Source organism: Rhodococcus sp. T9N (assembly GCF_024436645.1).
GTDB classification, from domain to species: Bacteria; Actinomycetota; Actinomycetes; order Mycobacteriales; family Mycobacteriaceae; genus Rhodococcus_F; species Rhodococcus_F qingshengii.
This window is the reverse complement of the sequence record NZ_JAMSKS010000014.1, coordinates 133,650-156,028: the sequence shown is the minus strand read 5'-3', so window position 1 is coordinate 156,028 and position 22,379 is coordinate 133,650. Positions and strand designations below refer to the sequence as shown.

At 63.6% G+C, this 22,379-nt stretch carries 14 protein-coding genes; 1 reads left to right on the top strand and 13 read right to left on the bottom strand.

Translation table 11 applies throughout. From position 1 onward, the window contains the following. The first annotated feature begins 22 nt into the window (after window positions 1–22). The gene (locus M1L53_RS22160; protein ID WP_030535818.1) at window positions 23–934 is read left to right on the top strand and encodes a LysR family transcriptional regulator; all 912 of its coding nucleotides are present in this window, start codon (window positions 23–25) and stop codon (window positions 932–934) included. Here the strand turns inward: M1L53_RS22160 and M1L53_RS22155 are convergent. The 13 genes from M1L53_RS22155 to glf all read right to left on the bottom strand — a co-directional run bounded on the left by M1L53_RS22155 (window position 931) and on the right by glf (window position 22,259). Further along, the gene (locus M1L53_RS22155; protein ID WP_003943957.1) at window positions 931–2,472 is read right to left on the bottom strand and encodes an acyl-CoA carboxylase subunit beta; all 1,542 of its coding nucleotides are present in this window, start codon (window positions 2,470–2,472) and stop codon (window positions 931–933) included. The two genes, M1L53_RS22160 and M1L53_RS22155, sit on opposite strands and share 4 nt — an antisense overlap. Then, a complete protein-coding gene (pks13, locus tag M1L53_RS22150; RefSeq protein WP_054188656.1) occupies window positions 2,469–7,412 on the bottom strand; it encodes a polyketide synthase Pks13 in 4,944 nt (1,647 codons plus the stop codon). The genes M1L53_RS22155 and pks13 overlap by 4 nt, the downstream gene beginning before the upstream one ends. A 37-nt stretch (window positions 7,413–7,449) precedes the next feature. Continuing rightward, the gene (fadD32, locus tag M1L53_RS22145; RefSeq protein ID WP_003943899.1) at window positions 7,450–9,339 is read right to left on the bottom strand and encodes a long-chain-fatty-acid--AMP ligase FadD32; all 1,890 of its coding nucleotides are present in this window, start codon (window positions 9,337–9,339) and stop codon (window positions 7,450–7,452) included. 182 nt (window positions 9,340–9,521) lie between these two features. Continuing rightward, window positions 9,522–10,517, bottom strand: a complete 996-nt coding sequence (locus M1L53_RS22140) for an LLM class F420-dependent oxidoreductase (RefSeq protein WP_007731815.1) — start codon at window positions 10,515–10,517, stop codon at window positions 9,522–9,524. A gap of 205 nt (window positions 10,518–10,722) precedes the next feature. Continuing rightward, window positions 10,723–11,676 (bottom strand): cutinase family protein, encoded by a 954-nt coding sequence (locus M1L53_RS22135; protein WP_003943848.1) that lies wholly within the window; start codon window positions 11,674–11,676, stop codon window positions 10,723–10,725. A 9-nt stretch (window positions 11,677–11,685) separates the two neighbouring features. Further along, window positions 11,686–12,237, bottom strand: a complete 552-nt coding sequence (locus tag M1L53_RS22130; RefSeq protein WP_003943980.1) for a DUF732 domain-containing protein — start codon at window positions 12,235–12,237, stop codon at window positions 11,686–11,688. Between the two features lie 106 nt (window positions 12,238–12,343). Next, window positions 12,344–14,227 (bottom strand): alpha/beta hydrolase-fold protein, encoded by a 1,884-nt coding sequence (locus M1L53_RS22125; protein ID WP_003943922.1) that lies wholly within the window; start codon window positions 14,225–14,227, stop codon window positions 12,344–12,346. A 252-nt stretch (window positions 14,228–14,479) separates the two neighbouring features. Next, entirely contained in the window at window positions 14,480–15,490 is a 1,011-nt protein-coding gene (locus M1L53_RS22120; protein ID WP_007731818.1) for an alpha/beta hydrolase family protein, read from the bottom strand. Between the two features lie 331 nt (window positions 15,491–15,821). Then, entirely contained in the window at window positions 15,822–17,741 is a 1,920-nt protein-coding gene (zomB, locus tag M1L53_RS22115; protein ID WP_042921227.1) for a flagellar motor control protein ZomB, read from the bottom strand. Further along, complete coding sequence (locus M1L53_RS22110) at window positions 17,719–18,624, bottom strand: decaprenyl-phosphate phosphoribosyltransferase (RefSeq protein ID WP_003943808.1); 906 nt, start codon at window positions 18,622–18,624, stop codon at window positions 17,719–17,721. Before M1L53_RS22110 ends, zomB begins: the two co-directional genes overlap by 23 nt. Continuing rightward, window positions 18,621–19,154, bottom strand: a complete 534-nt coding sequence (locus tag M1L53_RS22105) for a phosphatase PAP2 family protein (protein WP_003943893.1) — start codon at window positions 19,152–19,154, stop codon at window positions 18,621–18,623. Before M1L53_RS22105 ends, M1L53_RS22110 begins: the two co-directional genes overlap by 4 nt. After that, the gene (locus M1L53_RS22100) at window positions 19,135–21,048 is read right to left on the bottom strand and encodes a glycosyltransferase (RefSeq protein WP_007731821.1); all 1,914 of its coding nucleotides are present in this window, start codon (window positions 21,046–21,048) and stop codon (window positions 19,135–19,137) included. Before M1L53_RS22100 ends, M1L53_RS22105 begins: the two co-directional genes overlap by 20 nt. Next, window positions 21,045–22,259, bottom strand: coding sequence for a UDP-galactopyranose mutase (gene glf, locus M1L53_RS22095; RefSeq protein ID WP_007731822.1), 1,215 nt, complete (start codon window positions 22,257–22,259; stop codon window positions 21,045–21,047). The genes M1L53_RS22100 and glf overlap by 4 nt, the downstream gene beginning before the upstream one ends. Between the last annotated feature and the right edge of the window lie 120 nt (window positions 22,260–22,379).

Below are 22,379 nucleotides of genomic sequence, written 5' to 3'. Positions count from 1 at the left end.
TATAATCGGTAGCATTACTACTGTGTTGAATCTCGAAAGACTTCGCGCCCTGCACGCCGTCGCCGAGAACGGATCAGTGGCGGCTGCCGCCCGCACCTTGCATGTCACACCCTCCGGGATTTCGCAGCAGTTGAACAAGCTCGAGCGAGAGGTCGGTGTTCCGCTCCTCGAACCGCAGGGCCGCGGTGTGCGACTCACAGAAGCGGGCCGAATCCTCGCGCGCCGAACCGCAGAGGTTCTCTCGACGCTCGCCCAGGCCGAGGCGGAAATCGCGTCGCTGCAGAGCGAGGTGACGGGCCGCGTACGTATCGGCGCCCTGGTCTCCCCCAGCAGGACGGTGCTGCCGCGAGCCATCGCCGAAATCAGGCATGCGCACCCGCAGCTCGAAATCACCTTCAACGAAGGCGAATCCGAAGAACTGCTCCCCGCACTGATTCGCCGCGACCTCGACGTCGTGGTAGTTGACAGTTGGAGCACTCTGCCCGTCGAACTTCCCGACGGACTCTCCTTCACGCCCGTGTACGACGACGTGGCGCTGCTCGCTCTCCCGGCGTCACATCCGCTGGCGGAGAACAAGGTCGTCGCGCTCAGCGAGCTGTCCGAGCATGCCTGGGCGACGTGGACCCGGGGAACGGACTTTCACACCTTCACCGTCCGGACCCTGCGCGCGCAGGGGTTCGACCCACGAATCGAGTACGAGGTCGCCGAGTTTCCCACCCAGGTCGAATTCGTCGCTCAGGGCCTCGCCGTCGCATTGATTCCACGTCTGGCGAGAGTTGTACCGCCGGAAGGTGTTCGAATGCTCGACACCCTTCCGCCGCTCGGCCGAGACATTTACCTCGCCTGGCGGACCGACAGCGAAAGGCCGGCCGTCCTGGCGGCGATAGAAGCGCTACGCCGCCAGTTCGACGCCCTCGGTGACAAAAAGAACTAGAGCGGCATCAAGTTGTGCTTGCGCGGGTTCTTGAAGATCGTCTTGTCCGCGAGCAACTTCAGAGCCTTACGGATCTCGAGACGCGTCTGCGAAGGCTCGATCACCGCGTCGATGTATCCGCGCTCGGCCGCGATGTACGGCGTCGCGACGAACTCGTTGTAGAAGTTGATCAGCTGAGCACGCACCGCGGGTGCATTCTCGCCGGCCTCGGCGAGCTGACGCCGCCCCATGATGTTGACGGCACCCTCGGCGCCCATCACGGCGATACGAGCGGTCGGCCACGCGAGGTTGATGTCGGCACCGAGCTGCTTGCAGCCCATGACGGCATAACCGCCGCCGTACGCCTTACGAACCACCACAGTCACCTTCGGCACAGTGGCTTCGATGTACGAGAACAGGAAACGCCCGCCGCGCTTGATGACGCCGACCTTTTCCTGATCGACGCCGGGAAGGAAGCCCGGTGTGTCGACGACGAAGACGAGCGGGATGTTGAAAGCGTCGCACAGACGCACGAAGTGAGCGGCCTTGTCGGAGCTGTCCGCGTCGAGGGCGCCGCTGAGGTACGTGGGCTGGTTGGCCACGACACCGACGGGCAGGCCGTCGACGCGGGAGAATCCGGTGATCACGTTGTGCGCGACCTGGGCTCCGATTTCGTGGAAAGTGCCGTCGTCGAAGATCCGCAGAATGATGTCGTGCATGTCGTAGCCGGCATTGTCGGCATCCGGCATGAACGCATTGAGTTCGAGATCCGACTCGGTGATCTCGGGTTCGAGGCCCGGGTTGATCAGCGGCGCCTTCTCCTGGCATGACGACGGCATGAAGCTCAGGTACTCACGCACCCAGTCGAAGGCAGCCTTCTCGTCGGGAGCGACGTGATGGATGTTTCCGTACTCCGCCTGCTTGCGGGCTCCACCCAAGTCCTCGAGGCTGACCTCTTCGCCGGTGACCGACTTGATGACGTCGGGTCCGGTGACGAACATGTACGACTCTTCGGTCGCGACCACGACGTCCGTGTTGATCGGGGCGTACACGGCACCGCCGGCGCATTTACCGAGGATGACCGAGATCTGCGGGCACAGGCCGGACAACGGCTCCTGACGTGAACCCATGTTGGCGTACCAGGCCAACGAGGAAACGGCGTCCTGGATGCGAGCTCCACCGGAATCGTTGATACCGACGACCGGGCAGCCCACCTTCAGCGCAAAATCGTTGACAGCTGCGACCTTACGGCCGAACATCTCTCCGGCGGCACCGCCGAACACCGTCTGATCGTGCGCGAACACGGCTACCGGACGCCCGTCGACGGTTCCGTGACCGGTCATGACGCCGTCGCTGTACGGGTTGCCCTCGCCCGCCATCTTCACCAGGGCACCGATCTCGATGAAGCTACCGGGGTCGAGCAACATGTCGATGCGCTGGCGCGGCGTGCTGTGCCCTGCTGCATCGCGCTTGGCAATGGCCCGAGCCGAGCCGGGTTCCTTTGCCTTCTCCAACTTTTCGCGGAGTTCAGCGAGCTTCTCCGCGGTGGTTGTCGTCACTTCTGAACTCCGGTTTCCGCTGCTTTGGTCTGAGCTGTCTCGATCTGGGCCAGCTTGGTGGTGAGGTCTGCCGCAACCTTCGCGATGTACGGCTCGTCGACGATCTGCAGGTGGTCCCCGCCGATGTAGACGACCTCGAGGTTCTTCACGTAGTCACCCCAGCCACCATCTGCCTTGCGGGTCTTGAATGCAGGCTCGAGCGTCATCAGCTCGTCGTGGTACTTGTCAGCCATGTAGAGCACGACGTCGCCGTCGTAACTGCTGAACTCGGCCGTCTGGATGGCGCGATTGTCCAACCACGACGTCCGCTGATGCTCGATGATGCCGCCGGGAATCTTGGCGCCGCTCATCTTGATCATGTCCATCAAGATCTGGATCTGATCCTCGTCGGCTTCGGTGGAAGCCAGAACGTCAAGCGGCAGCGGCACATCCAGGTTGTAGGTGCGCTTGGCGAACTTGCCGTAGCGCTCCCAACGCTTGCGTCGTTCCGCCTCGGTGTCCGGCACGACCTCGCCGGCCATGACGGTGTCGAGCAGCCCGACCACACGCACGTCGGCACCCTGCTCGCGCAGCAACTTCGCGACCGCATACGACATCACGCCACCGAACGACCAGCCACACAGCACGTACGGCCCGTCGCCCTGGATCTCACGCAGCAGCGGAACGTAAGCAGCAGCGCGGGTTTCGATCGAGCCCTCGACCCGCTCGAATCCGTACATCGGCGTGCCGGCGGGCAGGCGCTTGAGCAGAGGCTCGTACGTCACCGTCGAACCACCGGCAGCATGGAAGACGAATACCGGTACGGCAGTGGAACCTTCGGGGCGGGCACGCAGAGTACGCACGAGTCCGTCGATCTTGCCGTCGTCCTCGAGGTACTGGCGAACGACGTCCGCAAGCTCTTCGATGGTGGTGGAGTCGAGAACGTCGTCGAGAGTGATCTCGCCACCGGCACGCTCGGAAAGCCGAGCAGCAAGCTTCTCGGCGACCTCGTCACCGACGATCGGCAGATCGTTGAAGATGCCCTTGGCCGACTTCCCGGTGACAACCGCCCACGTCGCAAACGTCAAGCGCTCGGCCGCATCTCGCGGCGGAACGTCCGAGCCTGCGTCGTCGGCAGTTCCGGCTCGAGAAGGATCGGAAGGCGCAGCAGCAACCGGAGCAGTGGTAGGTAGTTCCACTGCCACCTCGGCGGGAGCAACGTCCTCGTCAGCAGCGTCGGCCGCCAACTTCTCCGCGGCCTGCTTGTCGGCCATCGCCTGAACCTCTTCGCGATTGTCGATCGCGTAGCGCAGGTACTTGTTGACCTCGTTGAGGCTCGCGTCCTTGACTGCCTGGAGCTGGAGCTGCGGAATGTCGAACTCGTACTCGACGCGGTTCTTGATACGCATCGCCATGAGCGAGTCGAGACCCAGTTCGATGAGCGGAACCTCGGCCGGCAGATCCTCCGGCGAGTACCCCATCGACTCGGCAACCACGATCTTGAGGCGGTCGTCGAGGCTCTGCGAACCGTTCGGATCCCACTTGTCTCCGGCGTCTTCGACGACCTCGGCCAAGGATTCCATCGGCGCACTGGTCTTGACCGGCGCGCTGACGACCAGCTCGGGCAGCGGCTCACCCGACGTGACGACGGCGTCGAAGAGCAGACGGAACGTAGCGCCCTCACGAGCGTGCACCTGCACCGACGCTCCACCCGGATGCGGGTTGAGTGTCGTGGTCAGGGTCGAAGCACCGGCCAGTTCACCGTGCGGAACAGCAGCGGTCAGAGAGACATCCGAAAGCACCTGTCCGGCAGCGGCGCTCACCAGCACCGCCAGGTCGGTGACGGCGGATGCGTCGACCTCCCACACGTGGCGGCCGTCGGGCAGAGCGACGTGCGAACCGGGTACGCGAGCCGAACCGCCGGCACTGACGCGAATGTCGAGCCAATACGGCTTACGCAGGAATGCGGTACGCGGAACCGAAGCGAAATCGCCTGCGGGAAGCAGAGACTCGAGGTTCACGGCATGGCCGTGCACGTACAGCTGCGCGAGAGCGGCAAGAACACCCGCGGACTCGTCTTCCTTACGCTTGAGCGTCTGGATGAGCTCCATGTCGTGCAGGCCCGAATCGAAAGCGGTAGCCGCCACCGACATCAGCGTCACCGGGTTGGGTGCAAGCTCGACAAAAGTGGTGTGGCCGTGGGCAACTGCACCGCGTACCGCATTGGTGAAGTACACGCTGTGGCGAAGACCCTTGACCCAGTACGCCTCTTGATGGATCGGCTCGTGACCGGGACGGTAGAAAGTGTCCTTGTCGACGGACGAGTAGACGCCGAGCTTCAACGTGGTCGGCTCGATACCGGCCAACTCGGCGGCAAGCTCACCGAGCAGCGGATCTACCTGCGAAGTATGGCTGGCGCCCTTGGTCTGCAGGACACGCGCCATCTTGCCGTCGGCCTCGGCGGCCGCGACGATCGCCTCGATGTCCGGCTGCGGTCCACCGATCACCGTGTGCGTCGGAGCTGCGTAAACACAGACCTCGAGCTTGGGGTACGTGGGCAGTAGCGCCTCGATCTCGGATGCGCTGTACTCGAGCAGAGCCATCAGACGGATGTCGTCACCGACAAGTGCGCCCTCGGCCTCACCCATCAGCCGTGAACGTGAACAGATCACGCGGACAGCGTCTTCCAGGTTCAGGCCGCCGGAAACGTACGCGGCAGCGGCCTCACCCATCGAGTGCGGAACCACGGCTTCGGCCTCGGCGCCGTGGTGACGCAGCAACGCGGCCAGACCGACCTGGATGGTGAAGATTCCCACCTGCGCGGTCTCGACGTTGTACTCGATCGAATCGTCGAGGAACATCTCGACCATCGAGTAACCGGCCTCGTCCTGGATCAGCGCGTCGACCTCGTCGACGGCCGCCTTGAAGGCCGAGTTCTCCGTGTAGAGCTGCTTGGCCATCTTGCGGTGCTGCGAGCCGAAGCCCGAGAACACCCACACCGCGCCCTTGGGCGACGGCGAGTCGGCGGAGAAGACTCCTTGAGCAGGCTTGCCTGCGGCGACGGCGCGCAGCGAGCTGATGGCCTCGGAGCGCGTCTGCGCCAGAACAGCGGCGCGCGAGCGTCCGTGGTTGCGACGCGCGAGTGTGCGGGCGACGTCGGCGAGGGGCGTCTTGCTTCCCTCTTCGGTTTCGAGCCAGTCGGCCAGATCAGCGGCTGCGCGGCGACGACGCGACGGCAGCGCGCCGGACACGGCCAGCACAACGGTGCTCTCGTTCTCTGCTGCCGGTTCGTCGACCACCGGGGCATCCACAACCGGTTCATCGACTACCGCGTCGGCAGGTACGTACTCCTTGACCACGACGTGCGCGTTGGTTCCACCGAAACCGAAACCGGAGACACCGGCGACAGCCTTGCCGGTGTAGCGCGGCCAGTCGGTGGCCTCGGGCGTCACCTGCAGGTGCGACTTCTCGAAGTCGATGTGCGGGTTCGGGCCCAGGTAGTTGATCGTCGCGGGAATCTTGTTTTCCTGCATCGCCAGAACGACCTTGATCAGGCCGGCGGCGCCCGCAGCTGCTTCCAGGTGCCCGAAGTTGGTCTTCGCACTACCGAGCAGAGCCGGCTTGTCTTCGTCACGACCACGACCGACGACACGACTGAGCGCGTCGGCCTCGATGGGATCACCGAGATCGGTACCCGTTCCGTGCGCCTCGATGTAGTCGACGGTGGTCGGCACGACGCCGGCGTCGCGGTACGCGAAACGCAACACGTCGGCCTGGGCATCGGGATTGGGTGCGAGCAGACCGTTGGAACGGCCGTCCTGGTTGACCGCGGATCCGGCGATCACCGCGAGGATGGAATCTCCGTCACGCTCGGCGTCTTCGAGGCGCTTGAGCACGACGAGTCCGCCGCCCTCACTGCGAACGATTCCCTGAGCCTGAGCGGAGAAGGCACGCAGTTTTCCGTCGGGAGCGAGCATCCCGGTCTGATCGAAACCGAGGGTTCCGGGAGGGGCCAGCAGCATGTTGACGCCACCGGCCAGCGCGATGTTGGAGTCACCGCTGCGCAGCGAGCGCACAGCCTCGTGAACGGCAACCAGCGAAGACGAACACGCGGTGTCCAGAGCGATGGACGGTCCACGGAAGTCGAAGAAGTACGAGACCCGGTTCGCCACGATGGCCGTCGACGTTCCGGTCAACGCGTACGGATGCGCCGTCGTCGGATCACTGACCGCGAGCAGCTGGTAGTCGTTGGCGGAACTGCCGATGAAAACACCGACCTGCTTGCCCTTGAGCCCACTGGCCGGAATGCGAGCGTGCTCGAGTGCTTCCCATGCGAGTTCGAGTGCGAGGCGCTGCTGCGGATCGACGTTGACGACCTCGAGCGGAGACATCGCGAAGAACTCGGCGTCGAAGCCCTTGACGTCGTCGAGGTACCCGCCCTTGGTGTTCGCGTTCTCGACCGCGGCCTTGATGGCGGGATCCGACATGAACTCGGCCCAGCGGTCCTCGGGGAGGTCGCTGATGCCGTCGCGTCCGTCCGCCAGCATTTCCCACATGTCCGAAGGCGTGTGCCCGGCACCGGGGAATCGTGTGGACAGTCCGACGATGGCGATGTCGTGAGCGTCCGTCGCGCCGCCTGAGACGTAGTACGAGGCGTCGACGGTCTCCTCCGGCGCCTCGGGCTCACCTTCGATGATCCGAGTAGCCAGCGAAGCGATGGTGGGGTGTTGATAGGCAACCGTGGCGGTCAGCGTGACGCCGAGCAGATCCTCGATGTCTCCGCTCAGAGCGACTGCGTCCCGCGAGGCGAGCCCGAACTCTTCCATCGGGCGATCGTCCGTGATCGAACCCGCCGGCTGACCGGTCGCGTTGGCGATCCAATTGCGAAGCCACTCACGCAGCTGCGCGACACTCATCTCGCTCACAACGTCTTTGCTCTGCGCACCATCTTGTTCAACCATCAACTCACCAAGCCACCGATCATGAAGGGACTGCTCCTCAAACGCTATCGGGGAATGCGGTCTGCTGATAGCCGCCTCGCAACGTTCCCTCGATATAGCTCGCCTTACACGCGCGGCGAGCGATCTTGCCGCTGGACGTACGCGGAATCGAACCCGCGGGGACGAGCAGGATGTCTCGGGCCGTAACACCGTGACGGGAAGAAATCGCCGCACGCACGGTGTCCGCGATCGGCTGCGGATCGGCCTTGCCTGCGCCGGGAGCACGCTCGGCCACGATGACCAACTGCTCCGAGGAATCGTCGTCGTCGAACTTCAGACCCGAGTGCGTGTTGGAGAACACGACGGACGGCAGCTGGTTGGCCGGTACGGCAAACGCAGCGATGAAGCCGGGGCGCAGAGCCGGGCTGGCTTCCTGAGCCGAAGCCTCGAGGTCCTGCGGGTAATGATTGCGACCGTCGACGATCACGAGGTCCTTGACGCGCCCGGTGATGTACAGCTCGCCGTCGACGTAGACGCCGAAGTCGCCGGTACGCATCCAGTTGGCATCCGCCGGCGTGCCCTCGGTGTGGCTGTCTTCGCTCAACCGATTGTCCAGCTTGTTGTGGAAGGTCTCCGCCGTCTCGTCGGGGCGACCCCAGTAGCCGATACCGATGTTCTCGCCGTGCAACCAGATCTCGCCGACGTGATTGTCGGGGACCTCGGTCAGCGTCTCGGGATCGACGATCGCCGCCCACTGACTGCGCGAGACGTACCCACAGGAGACCTGCGCGATTGCGTTCTCGGAGTACTGGTCGACGATGACCATGCGTCCCTTGTTGAGTTCCGTGCGGTCGACGTAGATGACCTTGGCCTCGTCGGAATGCTTGGTCGAGGAGACGAAGAGCGTCGCCTCGGCCATGCCGTACGACGGCTTGATCGCAGTCTTGGGCAGACCGTACTGAGCAAAAGCGTCGTTGAACTTGCGCATCGACGACGTCGTGACCGGCTCACTGCCGTTGATCAGACCGATGACGTTGCTCAGGTCCAGGGTCTCGCCGTCCTTCGGCAGGCCACGCGCGGCAGCGTGCTCGAAAGCGAAGTTGGGAGCGGCAGCAAAGGTGCCGGCGCCGTCGGAAACCGCAGCAAGTTCCTTGATCCACCGGTACGGCCGCTGCACGAAAGCACGCGGGCTCATGATGGTGATGTACTTGCCGCCCAGAGCAGGCAGGATGACCGTCAGCAGGCCCATGTCGTGGAACAGCGGCAGCCACGTGACGCCCCGAGAGTCCTCGTTGAGTTCGATGGAGTCGACCATCTGGAGCGCGTTCGTTCCGACAGCACGATGGGTGATCTCCACGCCGGCGGGAACTCGGGTCGAACCCGAGGTGTACTGCAGGTACGCGATGTCGTCGAGTTCGATGTCGGGGCGAACCCACGTTTCACCGACGGTGTCGGGAATCGCGTCGACGGCGATGATGCGCGGACGCTCGGCAGCGGGAAGCGAGCGGAACAACTGTCGAACACCGGCCGCCGACGATGCGGCAGTCAGAATCGCAGTCGGCTTGCAGTCACCGAGAACAGCGTGAAGACGGTCGGTGTGACCGGGCTCGTCCGGATCGAAGAGCGGCACCGCGATGGAACCGGCCTGAATGGCCGCGAAGAACGAAATGACGTAGTCGAGTCCCTGCGGAGCAAGAATCGCGACACGGTCGCCACGCTTGGTGACCTGCTGCAGACGGGCTGCAACAGCGCGCAGACGCACACCGAACTGCTCCCAGGTCAGCTCCAGGGCTTCACCGTCACGCTCGCGTGAGTAGTCGATGTACCGATACGCGAGCTCGTCCGCGTTGACACGCGAGTGTTGCTCGACGTAGTCGACCAGCGTGAAGCCTGGTTGCAGGCGGATCTGGCCCTTCTCGTCGAGAAAGCCATCGAACAGCGCGTTCATTCCATCTCCTCCGAAGCGATCACACAAGCACTGTCTTTCATGCCTGCGCCCCAGACTTCCTTCGCTCTCTCGGGTCCATCTTCGATCAATCGAATCGCACTTTGTGCGCAACTCACCTGAATCACTTCATCGATCCCAAACCATCGATATGTTACAGATTCGCATCGTCCGTATTCTCCGGCCTACTCGCCCGCCAGTAACGGGATGATCGGGGCGAACGCTTCCATCTGCGTCGGGAAGACCCCGACGTACGACATCGACGTCTTCTCGCGGACCAGTCGAATCTGGTCTGCGATTTCCTCGAAAGTGCCCACAGCCAGGTATGGAGAGTTCAACAGCTCCTCCACGCTCAGCTTACGATCCACTTCGATGTTCGGCGGAAAACCTTGGTCCAGAGCGGCGATTGCCATTTCGGCAGCCTGCTCTCGATCATCGGTGATCATGATCATGGTGATGGTCCAGTTGAGTTCGATCTCATCGAAACGCTCGCCGGCAGCTTCGCGGATCCGCTCGACACGTTCGATGGTCTTTTCCATCGTGATTCCGGAGAGCAGAAGCCGCCCGTCACGGTTGGTCGGTGTGGCGACCGAGATGATGTCCGCGTACTTCGCCGCGAGAGCAAGCATCTTCGGGCCTCCGCCGCCCACGATGATCGGTGGCCGCGGGCCCTGCCGCGGTCGCGGGCTGCCCTTGAGGCCGCGCACCTGATAGTGCTTGCCTTCGAAAGTGCATTCCTGCCCGCGCAGCAGAACGTCGAGAATCTGCAGAGACTCCTCGAGCTTCTCGATGCGAACGCCCGGACTTTCGTAGGCGATACCGCCCTTGTCGAACTCTTCCTTCATCCAGCCCGCACCGATACCGAGTTCGAGTCGACCACCGGACAGCACGTCGATAGTCGCCGCGTCCTTCGCGAGCACAGCAGGATGACGGAAGCCGTTGGCCAACACGGCGGTGCCGAGACGAATCTTGTCGGTGGCCACCGCGAGCGCTCCGAGAGCGGCGATCGGGCCGACCTGATTACCCAGGTGATCCGGAATCATGAACGAGTCGTAGCCGAGTTCCTCGGCCTTCTGCGCGAGCTTGACGAAGCGTCGCGCACCACCCTCTTCGGCGTTGCCCTCGCCACCGGCCGCAAACCGAAATTTGCGTAGGGCATCGCTGCCGTGGGTGGAACTCATATATCGATCTCCTGTGATGGACACGTACGTCGTACTCGAACTACAAACTCGGACAAATCGAACCTACTCGCCAGTCACTTACGTGACAGCACTGTAGAGGAAGCCCCCGGACCGTGCAGCACTCTACCGGGACCAAACGAGCAGATTACCCGCGAGCGAACTCCCGAGACGCCCGATTGTGACGAATCAACAGTGCGGCGGTGACTCAACTGTGGGGCGGCGTCGGTGCAGCGTCGATCTTCTCCGCAGCCCACTGTGCCATCCATTGGGTGGCCGTCGTGCCGTTCGGATCGACTTGGAAGGAGTTGTACATCGCGTGCACAGGGTTGTTGTAGTACTCGAGCAGTCGCGGCGCCGAACTCAGCCAGTTGGTCGGGTTGAGAGCGGCTGCCGGCGCGTCGCAGATACCGTCGCTCGGCGCGCAGATCTGATAGGTCCGATCGTTGAGGTCACCGAACCCGCCGGGCCTCGGGCCGGTCATCGTGAGACCGGGCAGCTTCAGCCCGTTCAGCGACAGCTCGGCGCCGACACCGGCAACGCTCGGGCCAACGGTGTTCCCGAACGCCGGATCGCGCCGACCGTCGGCGATCAAGCCGACGCCCAGAACCAGATCGGCAGGCACCGCGCCGGTACCGTCGCCGATACTCGCGGCGACGTCACCCGCGATCACCGCGCCCTGGGAAAATCCGGTCAGGACGTAACTCGTGAGCGGGCACTCGGCGTGCCGCTTCATCAGAAAGTCGTTAGTGGCAGCAGTTCCCGCGGCCCGACTGTTGTTGTAGGACTGCTGTCCGTCCGGCGGGATCGCAACCGGATTCGAAAACTGTGCGACATACGGAACGGTGTAGACGTCGGCCCGTGAAGTATCGAACTTCTCCTGCAGAGGACGGGTCACGTTCAGCATCAACGACGCCGGATTGGCCGTCGGGTTGTACGGGTCGTCGGTAGCGCTCGACTCCCACGTACCCGGTATGGCTACTACCTGGACATCGGGGCAACTGGCCGGCTGAGACACCGGAGGCTCCGGGCTCGGCGGGATCGGAGTCGGCGAAGGCACCCGCCCGGCCAGGATGTACCAACCGCCGATCACGACCGCTGCGACCACAAGAATGATCAGCAGCGGGATCAGGCACCCACGACGCTTTCCAGACCTCGCCATGACCCGCGCCTACTTGCAGTAGGTGGCGTTGGCGACGTCGATGTAGATCTGAGCGTTCGCACCTGCCTGCTCGGGAGTGATCTGCTTGCCTTCCGCCGACGCTTCCTGGCCGACGAAGGCGGTCACGAAGGTCAGGACCTCGTCGTCGGTCTGAGGACCGGCAGCGCAGATGTAATTGGCCGTGTTGACGGCGATGCTTCCGTCACCGGCTGGGGTGATGCCCTTCGCCTTCAGTCCGTCGAGGAACTTCTGTGCCTCGGGACTGACCTCGACGACTGTGGGACCCGGGAAGCCCTCGATGCTCTGCGGCTGCTCCGGCGGCGCGGTGGCCGCGGCTCCCGGACTGGTGGGCGCAGCCGACGCCGTCGTGGTCGCAGAGGCGGACGCAGATGCCGAACCGCTCGAGGACGAAGCCGCCGCGGACGTCGTGGTGACCGGATTGGAGGTTGCAGTGGAGTCGTCACTACCGCACGCGACAAGCGCGCCACCGGTGGCGAGCGCCAGGGCGCCGACCGCGATCGCGCGTGCACAAGTGTTTCGGTTACCCGAGAAAAGCGACATCAATGTCCGTCCTTGCCTTCAGTCGAAAGTCCATCAACAGGTTACGCAACGCACGCGGGCGGGCACCGATCCGTGATCGGGCCCGCCCGTCGTGCACCACTGTGAGTTAGTGAACTTCTGTCTTGTCACCGATCACCGTGATGTAGCCGAACTGGAAGTTCTGCTGGACACCACCGGGAATGTCGAACTTGTCACTGATCGGGAATCCGAGTCGTCCACCTTCGTATCCGACGCTCTTCCAACCGTCGAACAGCGGACCGTTCTCGACGGACCATGCACCGGTGCCGGGGCTCCAGTAGATGTTGCCGCCCTCGAACTCGGTGAAGCGTCCGTTGTCCTTGATCGGAACCTCGTTCGACTTCGGGAATCCGAGCCAGCCGTTTTCCCAGCCGAGTTCGCCGTACTTGCCCATGATCATTCCGAGAACCGCGTGAGTTCCGTTGGCGCTGCTGTACATTGCGCCGATCTCGAATCCCTGGACCTTGCCCGGCTTGCCGGGGGTCGCGATCTCGTCGGCAGTCGGGTAGCCGAGCGGGCCACCTTCCCAACCCTGTGCGGACCACTCGGCGAGGATGTCACCGCTGACGGGGTGAGCGCCGGTCTGCGGGGTCCAGTAGATGGAGCCGTTCTGGAAGTGGTTGAAGCGTCCGCGTCCGTCGGGGGTACCGAGTTCGGGGGTACGCGGGAAGCCGAGCGGGCCGGCCGCTGCTCCGGTGTTCATGTACGCGCCGGCGATACGACCGGCGACGGGCTGGGCGCCCGTTCCACTGGTGAAGTAGATGCGACCGTTGCGGAAGTCCTGTGCCAGGCCACCCGCGACGCTGTACTCGGGGGTGATGCAGTCACCGATCCAGCCGTTGGCTGCGGCCGTCGCACCGATCTCACCCGAAGTGCCGCAAGCCGGCTTCTCGACCTCGACGCCGATGGCGTTGGCCAACTGCGGCCACAGCTGATGAAGCTCGAACTGCCAGTACGGCCACGAGTGGGTTCCGGACGGGCGGTAGTTGACCTGCGCGGGGATTCCGAGCTGGTTGAGCTTGGTCGCGAAGGTCTGCGAGGTCAGGCGAGCGAGGATCTCGAGGCCCATGCCTGCGTAGTTGGTGCTCACGCCGGGAATTCCCGACGGCTGGTCGTACGGGCCGGTCGTACCGCTACCACTCGAGACGTACAGGCTGACGCCCTTGAGCTTCTCGGCGAGCGCGTACGGATCGTGTGCAGCCCACTGCGGGTTGGACGGCGGTCCCCACATCGCGGCGGAGTTGTATCCACCGGCGTCGGTCATCGCGAACTGGATTGCCTGAGGCATGCCGAGCGAGGTGGTGGTGAGGATGCCGGAGAGCGAAGCGGCGAACTTGAAGAAGCCGGGGTTGCGCGCCGTGAGGAACATGGCGGACGTGCCGCCCATCGACAGTCCGACGACACCGCGTGTCTGCGTGGTCCGCCAGTCCTTTTCGAGGATGGGGGGCAGTTCCTTGGTCAGGAACGTCTCCCACTGGTAGTTCTTGCCGTTGTCGGGCTGGAGCCAGTCGGAGTAGAAGCTGGACTGACCGCCGACCGGGAGGATGACGTTGACGTTCTTGTCCGCGTAGAAGGACTCGGCGTCGGTCTCGTAGGTCCAGGCGTTCTCGTTGTCGGTCGCGCGAAGACCGTCGAGCATCCAGACCGAGGGGAAGCTGGCCGACGGATTGACGTTCCAATCGCGGGCCAAGAGGATCTGCACCTGAATCGGGGTGCCCATCGCGGGAGAGTTCACCCACAGCGCGACGCGACGCTCGCTGAGCCAGTCGACCTTCGTGACCGCTGCTCCGGTGGGGTTCTGGGTGGCGGCCGGTGCGGCCTGAGCAGGTGCCGGCGCGGCTGCCGCGGTTCCGGCCGTCGTCAAGCCCGCGGCGATCGGCAGAACCAGCATCGCTGCCAGTGCGCCGACGACCTTTGTCCGGAAGGTTGCCCGGGACCGGCGACGGTCCTCCGTGGCAAGGCCTACTCGCATGAGCTCACTCTCTTTCCTTACGTTCGGTCCGCGCGTCGATCGTGTGGCCGCCTGAGCAGCCAGACCCCCGTTGAAACTATTTCTACACGCAAACGATCCCCGCTTGGGGTAGCCGCGCTGTTACTGGTGGTGCAATTGTTACTGACATCGGGCGCTTGTGCAGCACCTGAATACACAAGTGCCGTCCCGGTTCTCCTTCGAGGAGTCCGGAACGGCACTGGTGAAGTGACTAGGTCACGGGATCGCGCACGATCACCAAGCGTTCATGGTGTCGAGGATCTGGCCGCGAGCCTTCCACAGCTCTGCCGACCAGTACGGCCACGAGTGCGTGCCGTTGGACGGGAAGCTGTAGGTGGCCGGGATACCCAGCGAGTTCATGCGGATCTGGAATGCACGAGTGTTGACCAGGGCGAGAGCCTCGAGGCCCATGCCGTTAGCCGTGTTGTAGTAGTCGATCGGTGCGCGCGGGTGGTCGTATTCACCGGGCAGGCCGCTTGCCGACGAGATGTACATCGACAGGCCCTGCAGACGCGGTGCGAAGACGAACGGGTCGTTGCGCAGCCAGGACGGGCTCCACGGCGGTCCCCACATGGAGTCGACGTTGAAGCGACCGGCATCGAGCATTGCGACGCGGATTGCCTCGCGCATGCCCGGAGCCGAGATGTTCAGGTAGCCCGACAGCGAGCCGGCGAACTTGAACTGGTCACGGTGGTAAGCAGCCAGCGTCAGAGCAGCGCTGCCACCCATCGAGAGGCCGAGGACCGCGTTGTTGGTGGGCGAGACGCCGTAGTTCGCGAGGAAGTTGGGCAGTTCTTCGGTGAGGAAGGTTTCCCACTTGTACGTGATCTGCTGGCCGTTGAAGTTCGACGGTGCATACCAGTCGCTGTAGAAGCTGGACTCGCCGCCGACGGGCATCACGAGGGTGATGTTGTCGTTGCGGTACTGGTCCATCGCATTGGTCTCGAAGCTCCACGCGTTGGCGTCGTTACGCGCACGCAGGCCGTCGAGGAGGTAAAGGGCAGCGTTTCCGCCGCGAGCGGCCCACTGGACCTGGACCTTGATGTTGCCCATCGAGGAGGGCACCCACAGCTCGTCGTATCCGCCGGAGGGGGCGGTGTGGCTGGGAGCAGTGTGCGCAGGCGCAGCAGAGGCGACAGCACTACCGGCAACTCCTGCAGCAAGGGGGAGCACAAGTGCTGCGGCACCGATGGCCAACGCTCGGTGCTTGAGGCGCTGGGTCAGCCTCTTTCTGGCAAAACGCATGGATACTGCTCTCTCTCTTCGTCTGCGGAACCCACTCGGTGGAGTGGTTCCGGCGGATTCCGTCGGGGAACAGGCTTTTCTGCCAGCCCGAACGAGTTCGGGTCGGCAGCGGACCTCTTCCAAGTCACACTGCGCTCGCTGGACTTTATGTCACAGGTTCAGCTGTGACAAATAGGTGGACCGTTACGTCCCAATCCGCGAGCAACACCGTCATCACCCCTCGGGGGTGATTCAGGTTAGGTGAATCGTCTTCGAGTACATCGTGGCCAATCAATTCGGTGTTACTGAATCGACATATTCAAACCCTCAACAGTCGGTGATGCTGATCACATCACCTGGGTGACTCCGGTGGAACGAGACCGCAGCGTTCCAATTCGTAGGCCGGAACCCGGTCGAATCGGTACTTCGCGAAGTCGAATGCCTGCTGGAAGTTCTGTTTGAATCTGGCCCAGGTCAGCTCGGAGCGGTACGACGTGAGTAGCTCCTGAGTTTCCGGGCAGGTGATGGCCAGCTTTGCGTCCGCAACCCAGTCTTCGTCGAGGAAGAACGGCAGCCACGGTCGAACGTCGATCATTCCCGTGTCCGCGACCACCCAGTCCGGATAGAGATTCTTGTCGTGCCCGATCCGGCCGTCCTCGAGTCGCTCGGTGTGAGCTGCCAGGGGGTACGCCAGCCCCATCTGATCGAGCACCCGAACGTCGAGGCCGACGTTCATGCTCGTCATTCCGAGGTTGAGGAAGAAGACGACGTGCTCGGCCGGCTCTTCGATCGGTCCGGGTGGTGGGACGACGAACCAGGAGTCGTAGCTCGCGGACGGCAGCAGCAGCCCACCCTCCGGAGTCCGCGCGATGGTCTCGACCATGGCACGCATTCGCGGATAGTCAAGGTAGTCCTCGGCCAGGATCGGATGCTTGTGACCGGTGTTGAGTGCGTAGAACGCTCGCTCGTCGACGATTCCCGAGCGACCCACCACGGATCCTTCGGGCATACCCGTCGTGTTCGCGGCGAAGAAGGCCCAGATGATCGTGCCGATCCACAGCACCGCCGAGACTCCGAAGATCGCGGTGTCGCGATTACTTCCGAACGCTGCCCGCGCCGGCACCCGCAACGGAATGACCGCCACCGGGATGAGCAGGCAGAACAGCACCGGCAACAGGACGCGGCCGTGCATGAAGTCGCCGCCGACGCGCAGAGAGTAGATCCCGAGGATCAGCCCACTGCCGAGAATGAAGGTGACAATCGCCCGCGGCGTGCGCAGAAACTGCTGAAAGCGCTGCCACAGCGGGCGTGCGGGTTGATCTGCGGTAGCGGTAGGTGTGTCCGCTCGGCTTCGCCACACGAGCAGCAGCGCACCGATGAGCAGGAACAGCAACGGCAACCAGAGCAGGTACGGCCCGACCAGGTTCCACAGGTACGCAAAACCCTGCGCCCACTTCGCGCCACCGGCGTCCTTCGACACCGCGGTGTTCGGGTACGGCAAGGCGTAATAGCCCATTCGCCAGATCTGATAGCCCACCGGGACAAGTCCGGCGACGACGACGATCAGTGTGCGAATCTTCCAGGTCAGGCCTGCGGAGAGAACGATCATCATCAACGCGGCAGCACCGGGAATCGCCATCTCGGGTCGAACCAGTGGTCCGAGTCCGGCCACGAACGAGAGAGTCAGGATCGACGCCGTGGACGGCGTCGACGCCTGCGCCCACCGAACGAGCAGTACCCACAGGAGCGCGATCCAGAAGATCACCAAGCATGTCTCGAGCCCGGAAGTGGCGAAATCTCGCGCAGGCGGAACCGCGATGTAGACGAGAACACCTGCCGGTACCAGCAGGATCGTTCCGCCCGCCGACGGCCGAACGCCGCGGTACAGACGACCGGTGCCGAGCATCGCCAACACGACGGCAGCAGTCGAGAGTACGAGCGCGATCGTCAGAACAACGTATTCGAGACGGATCTGCGTGAGCCAACTGAACGCGTAGACGATGTACGTCCACGCGGTACTCGTGTTCGCCTCGACACGCTCACCCGCGTTGAAGACCGGGCCGTTCCCCGCGAGCAGGTTGCGGACGGTTCGCAAGACGATGAGTCCGTCGTCGGCGATCCAGCGACGCTCCCACGCACCCCAGAACATGAGGGCAGCAGCAAGCACCACCCCGCCGAGAAAAACTCCTCGACTGAGGGTGGTGCGATTCGCCGCAGTGTCGACGTGCGGGTCGGCCTCGGTGCGTGGCTCAGACGAGGTAGACAGCGACACCCACTACTCCGATCCACGCAATCGCGAGGAGTTGCAGCACCCGGTCACCGAGCGCGATCTCCTCAGGCTCTCCGGCTTCGCCGCCGTCGACGTCCACCGCGTATCGCAGCACCGCGATGGTGAACGGCACCATCGAGATGGCGTACCAGTTGGTGCCCTTGATGGCGTCCTGTTGGAACGCCCACAGTCCGTAGCAGAGGACCAGCGTCGTCGCTGCCATCGTCCACACGAAACGCAGGTACGTCATCGTGTAGCTCTCGAGGGACTTACGGATCTTGGCGCCGGTCTTCTCGGCCAACTGCAGTTCGGCGTAGCGCTTGCCTGCCGCCATGAAGAGTGAGCCGAACGCCATCATCAGCAGGAACCACTGCGAGAGATCGATCTCGGCGGCAACGCCACCGGCGATCGCTCGAAGCAGGAAGCCGGACGAGACGATGCAGATGTCGATGACGGCCTGATGCTTGAGACCGAAGCAGTAGGCGAGCTGGATGACGATGTACACGCCCATGACCACGGCGAGTTGCCAGTTGGCCAGGAAGGACAGCCCGATCGCACCGGCAAGCAGCACGACTGCCATGCCGTAGGCGATGTTGACGGGTAGAACGCCGGCCGCGATGGGACGGAATCGCTTCGTGGGGTGAGCACGGTCGGCTTCGACATCCATCGCGTCGTTGACGAGATAGATGCCTGATGCCGCCATACAGAACACGACGAACGCCAGCGCGACGGGCAACAGCACGTCGGCTTCGGTGGCGGTTCCGGCCGCGATGGGCGCTGCCAGCACAAGGACGTTCTTGACCCACTGACGTGGGCGAAGCGCCTTGACGATGCCGGCGGGCAGGGACTTCGGGGGTCCGCTGACCGTAGCCGGTTCCTCGCTCATTTATCTCCACATTTCTGTTCGGCTCTGGCTTCTTCGACCCGGCGAACTACCGCCGCGGATGCGGCTCCCAGTGCCGCTCCGGCGAGTACGTCGGTCGGGTAGTGAACTCCCAGGACCAGACGCGAGAGCATCATCGGGGGCACCAGCAACGCCGGTAAGGGTAGCCCGGTGAGCCGACCGATCAGCACAGCCGCCGCCGTCGTCGACGTCGCGTGTGATGACGGGAAGCTGAGCTTGCTCGGTGTCGAGACGTTGACCTGCACCGAAGGATCGGAAGGTCGCTTGCGCCTGACCACTCGTTTGATCACCACGGAGGCGGCGTGTGCACCGAATGCTCCGACGGCTGCTCCGGCCCATTCCCGTCGACGCGGCTTGTCCACAGCAGCTCCGACGGCAGCGATCGCGATCCACCCGAGGGAGTGCTCACCGAAGTGAGACATACCGCGGGCGACCTTGACGGCTCCCGGCAGCTGCCCGACGGTCGACTGAATCCCGGCCAGAATCTGTACTTCAGGAGATGCCGAAGACACGTTCCCACCTTTCCGTGCTGGTCAGTGAAGGAACGGCGTCCTGGTACTGCTTCTTGAGCTCGGGGAAACGGGCGGCGAGTTCGCGGCGCAACCGTGTTGCTTCCTTGAGCAGTTCGAGCGCGAGTTTCGGGTTTCGCTTGCGGTAGACGACGCCGCGACCGTCGGCCGTGGTGACGGTGACGCCGTCGACCTGCGAGAGCAGGAACCAACGGGCGTCGATGGTCGGAACATTGAGCTGAGGGCGCTCGAGGTGTTCCGGCTTGGCCGGCTTCACGTTGTGCACTCCGGCCCTGAGGACCCGGGTGATCTTCGCGACGGTCGACAGCGGCAGGCTCACGTCTCCGACATCCGCACCGGAGGGCAGCGGCAACGCAGTCGACGACGGCAGTACGACGGCGTCGGAGAATTCCTTGCGCTGGGCGTGGACCTCACCGAGTGCCGTCGGCAGCATGTTCGCGACGTGCTCGGGTCCGGCGAGGAAGTCCGCGATGGCCTTGTTCTGGATCGCGACGGTGGAGTACTCGAGGCACAGCAGGTGCTTGAGCGTTGCCTTCACCGTGTTGACCACGAGGCCACGGCCGTTGCCCGGCATGTGGAGCGCGGCCACCACCAGACGGTTACGGAGGTGGAAGTACGCCTGCCAGTCGATGGCGTCGTCCTTGTCGCTCCACGCCATGTGCCAGATCGCGGCACCGGGCAGAGTGACGGTCGGGTATCCGGCTTTCTTTGCGCGCAAACCGTATTCGCAGTCGTCCCACTTGATGAAAAGCGGTAGCGGCTGCTTGATTTCTTCGGCGACCTGGCGCGGGATCATGCACATCCACCAGCCGTTGAAGTCGACGTCGATGCGGCGGTGCAGGAGTTTCGATTCGCGCAGCGGCTTCTTCGAGAAATCGTGGTCGTATTCGACGTTCGGTGCCGCGGTCCACATGAAGATGCCGCGGTCGACCACTTCACCCATCACGTGGAGGTGGCTTCGTTCCTGCAGGTTGAGCATCTGCCCACCCACCAGCATCGGCGACTTCGCGAAGCGCGAGAATGAAAGCGCACGCAGAATCGAGTCCGGTTCGATCTCGATGTCGTCGTCCATGAACAGGATGTGCTGGCACTGCGTCGTCTTGAGTGCCTCGTACATGATTCGGCTGTATCCGCCCGAGCCGCCGAGGTTGCCCTGATCGTGAATGGCGAGCCGATCACCGAGCGCTGCAGCAGCTTCGGCGAATCCGGGTTCGTCACGCACCTTGCGGGTGCCCTGATCCGGCATGATGACGGCCTTGATCACGTCCGACACCAGCGGATCCGAAGCCAGTGCAGCAAGCGCCTTGACCGCGTCGGTCGGACGGTTGAACGTCGGAATACCAACGGCGACAGTCGCTTCGCCGGGAGCCTCGACGGGCGCGTACCAGCCGCCGCTCTCGACGACCACTGCCGTATCGGTGGTGATGTCGAACCAGATCCAGCCACCGTCCTCGAACGGCGCCAGTTCCACCTCGAACTCGACCGCGGCATCGCCGTCGGCAAATTCCTTGCCTTCCACGTGAATTCGCGAGGAATCCGCCTTGGAACGGTAGATGTCGACGCGGCCGTGGCCGGACAGCTCGAGACGAAGGACCACCGATTTCAGGATGGACCATCGACGCCAGTAGCTGGCAGGGAACGCGTTGAAGTACGTGGCGAACGAGACCTCGGTCTCGGCGCCGAGCGCTACCGACGTGCGCGAGGTCGAGTGCGCCCGCCGACTGTTGGACCAGGACTCTTCCAAGTACAACGTGCGGACGTCGAGCGGCTCACCGGCGCGGGGCAGGATGATCCGCTGAAGCAGGGACTTGCCGAGGTAGGTCACCTCGTCGCCGCTGACGGCATCTTCGCCTTCGAGTAGATGACGTGCGTTCATTCGCTCTCCCCTGCCAATTCCGCACCCGTTTCGAGATGCGGGCGCAGGGTGTTCTCGAACATCGTCAGCGCGCTGGCGATCGCCATGTGCATGTCCAGGTACTGGTAGGTGCCGAGACGCCCACCGAAGAGGACCTTGTTCTCCGCGGTCTCCTTCTTGGCGCGTGAGCGGTACGCGGAGAGCTTCTCGCGATCCTCTGGAGTGTTGATCGGGTAGTACGGCTCGTCCTTCGCCTCCGCGGCACGTGAGAACTCACGCATGATGACGGTCTTGTCGGTCGGGTACTCGCGCTCCGGATGGAAGTGACGGAACTCGTGGATACGGGTGAACGGCACGTCGGCGTCGTTGTAGTTCATGACCGGGGTGCCCTGGAAGTCTCCGGTGGGCAGAACCTCGGTCTCGAAATCGAGGGTGCGCCATCCCAGTGCACCTTCGGAGTAGTCGAAGTAGCGGTCGAGCGGGCCCGTGTAGATGACAGGGGCGTCGGGGCTGGCGGTGCGCAGTTCGTCGCGGACGTCGAAGTAATCGGTGTCGAGGCGGACCTCGATCTTCGGATCCTTCGCCATGTTCTCGAGCCACGCCGTGTAGCCGTCGACGGGCAGGCCCTCGTACGTGTCGTTGAAGTAGCGGTTGTCGAAGTTGTAGCGGACCGGCAGGCGGCTGATGTTCGCGGCGGGCAACTCGGTGGGGTCGGTCTGCCACTGCTTAGCTGTGTAGTCACGCACGAACGCTTCGTAGAGCGGGCGCCCGATCAGGGAGATCGCCTTCTCTTCGAGGTTGGAGGCGTCCTTCGAATCGATCTCGCTGGACTGTTCGGCGATGAGGGCGCGTGCTTCTTCGGGAGTGAAGTACCGACCGAAGAACTGCGACACGAGACCGAGTCCCATCGGGAACTGATACGCCTGCCCCTTGTGCAGCGCAAAGACGCGGTGCTGGTAGTTCGTGAACTCCGTGAACTGGGTGACGTAGTCCCAGACCTTCTTGTTGGAGGTGTGGAACAGGTGGGCACCGTACTTGTGGACCTCGATGCCGGTCTCCGGCTCTGCCTCCGAGTATGCGTTTCCCCCCAGGTGGTGACGGCGATCCAGCACCAGCACGCGCTTACCCAGCTGGGTAGCGGCACGCTCGGCGATGGTCAGCCCGAAGAATCCCGAACCGACGACGATCAGGTCGTACTGGGCACGGGCGGTCTCTGAATTTGCAGCGGTCACGATGAACCAGGGTATCGGACCTGTTCGGAAGCCGAGGGTTGGATGCGTCACCAGGGACTATGGCCCCCGTTTCCTGATTTCAGCATCACTGGCGGCTGCCACTCACAAATTGCTTGGCAA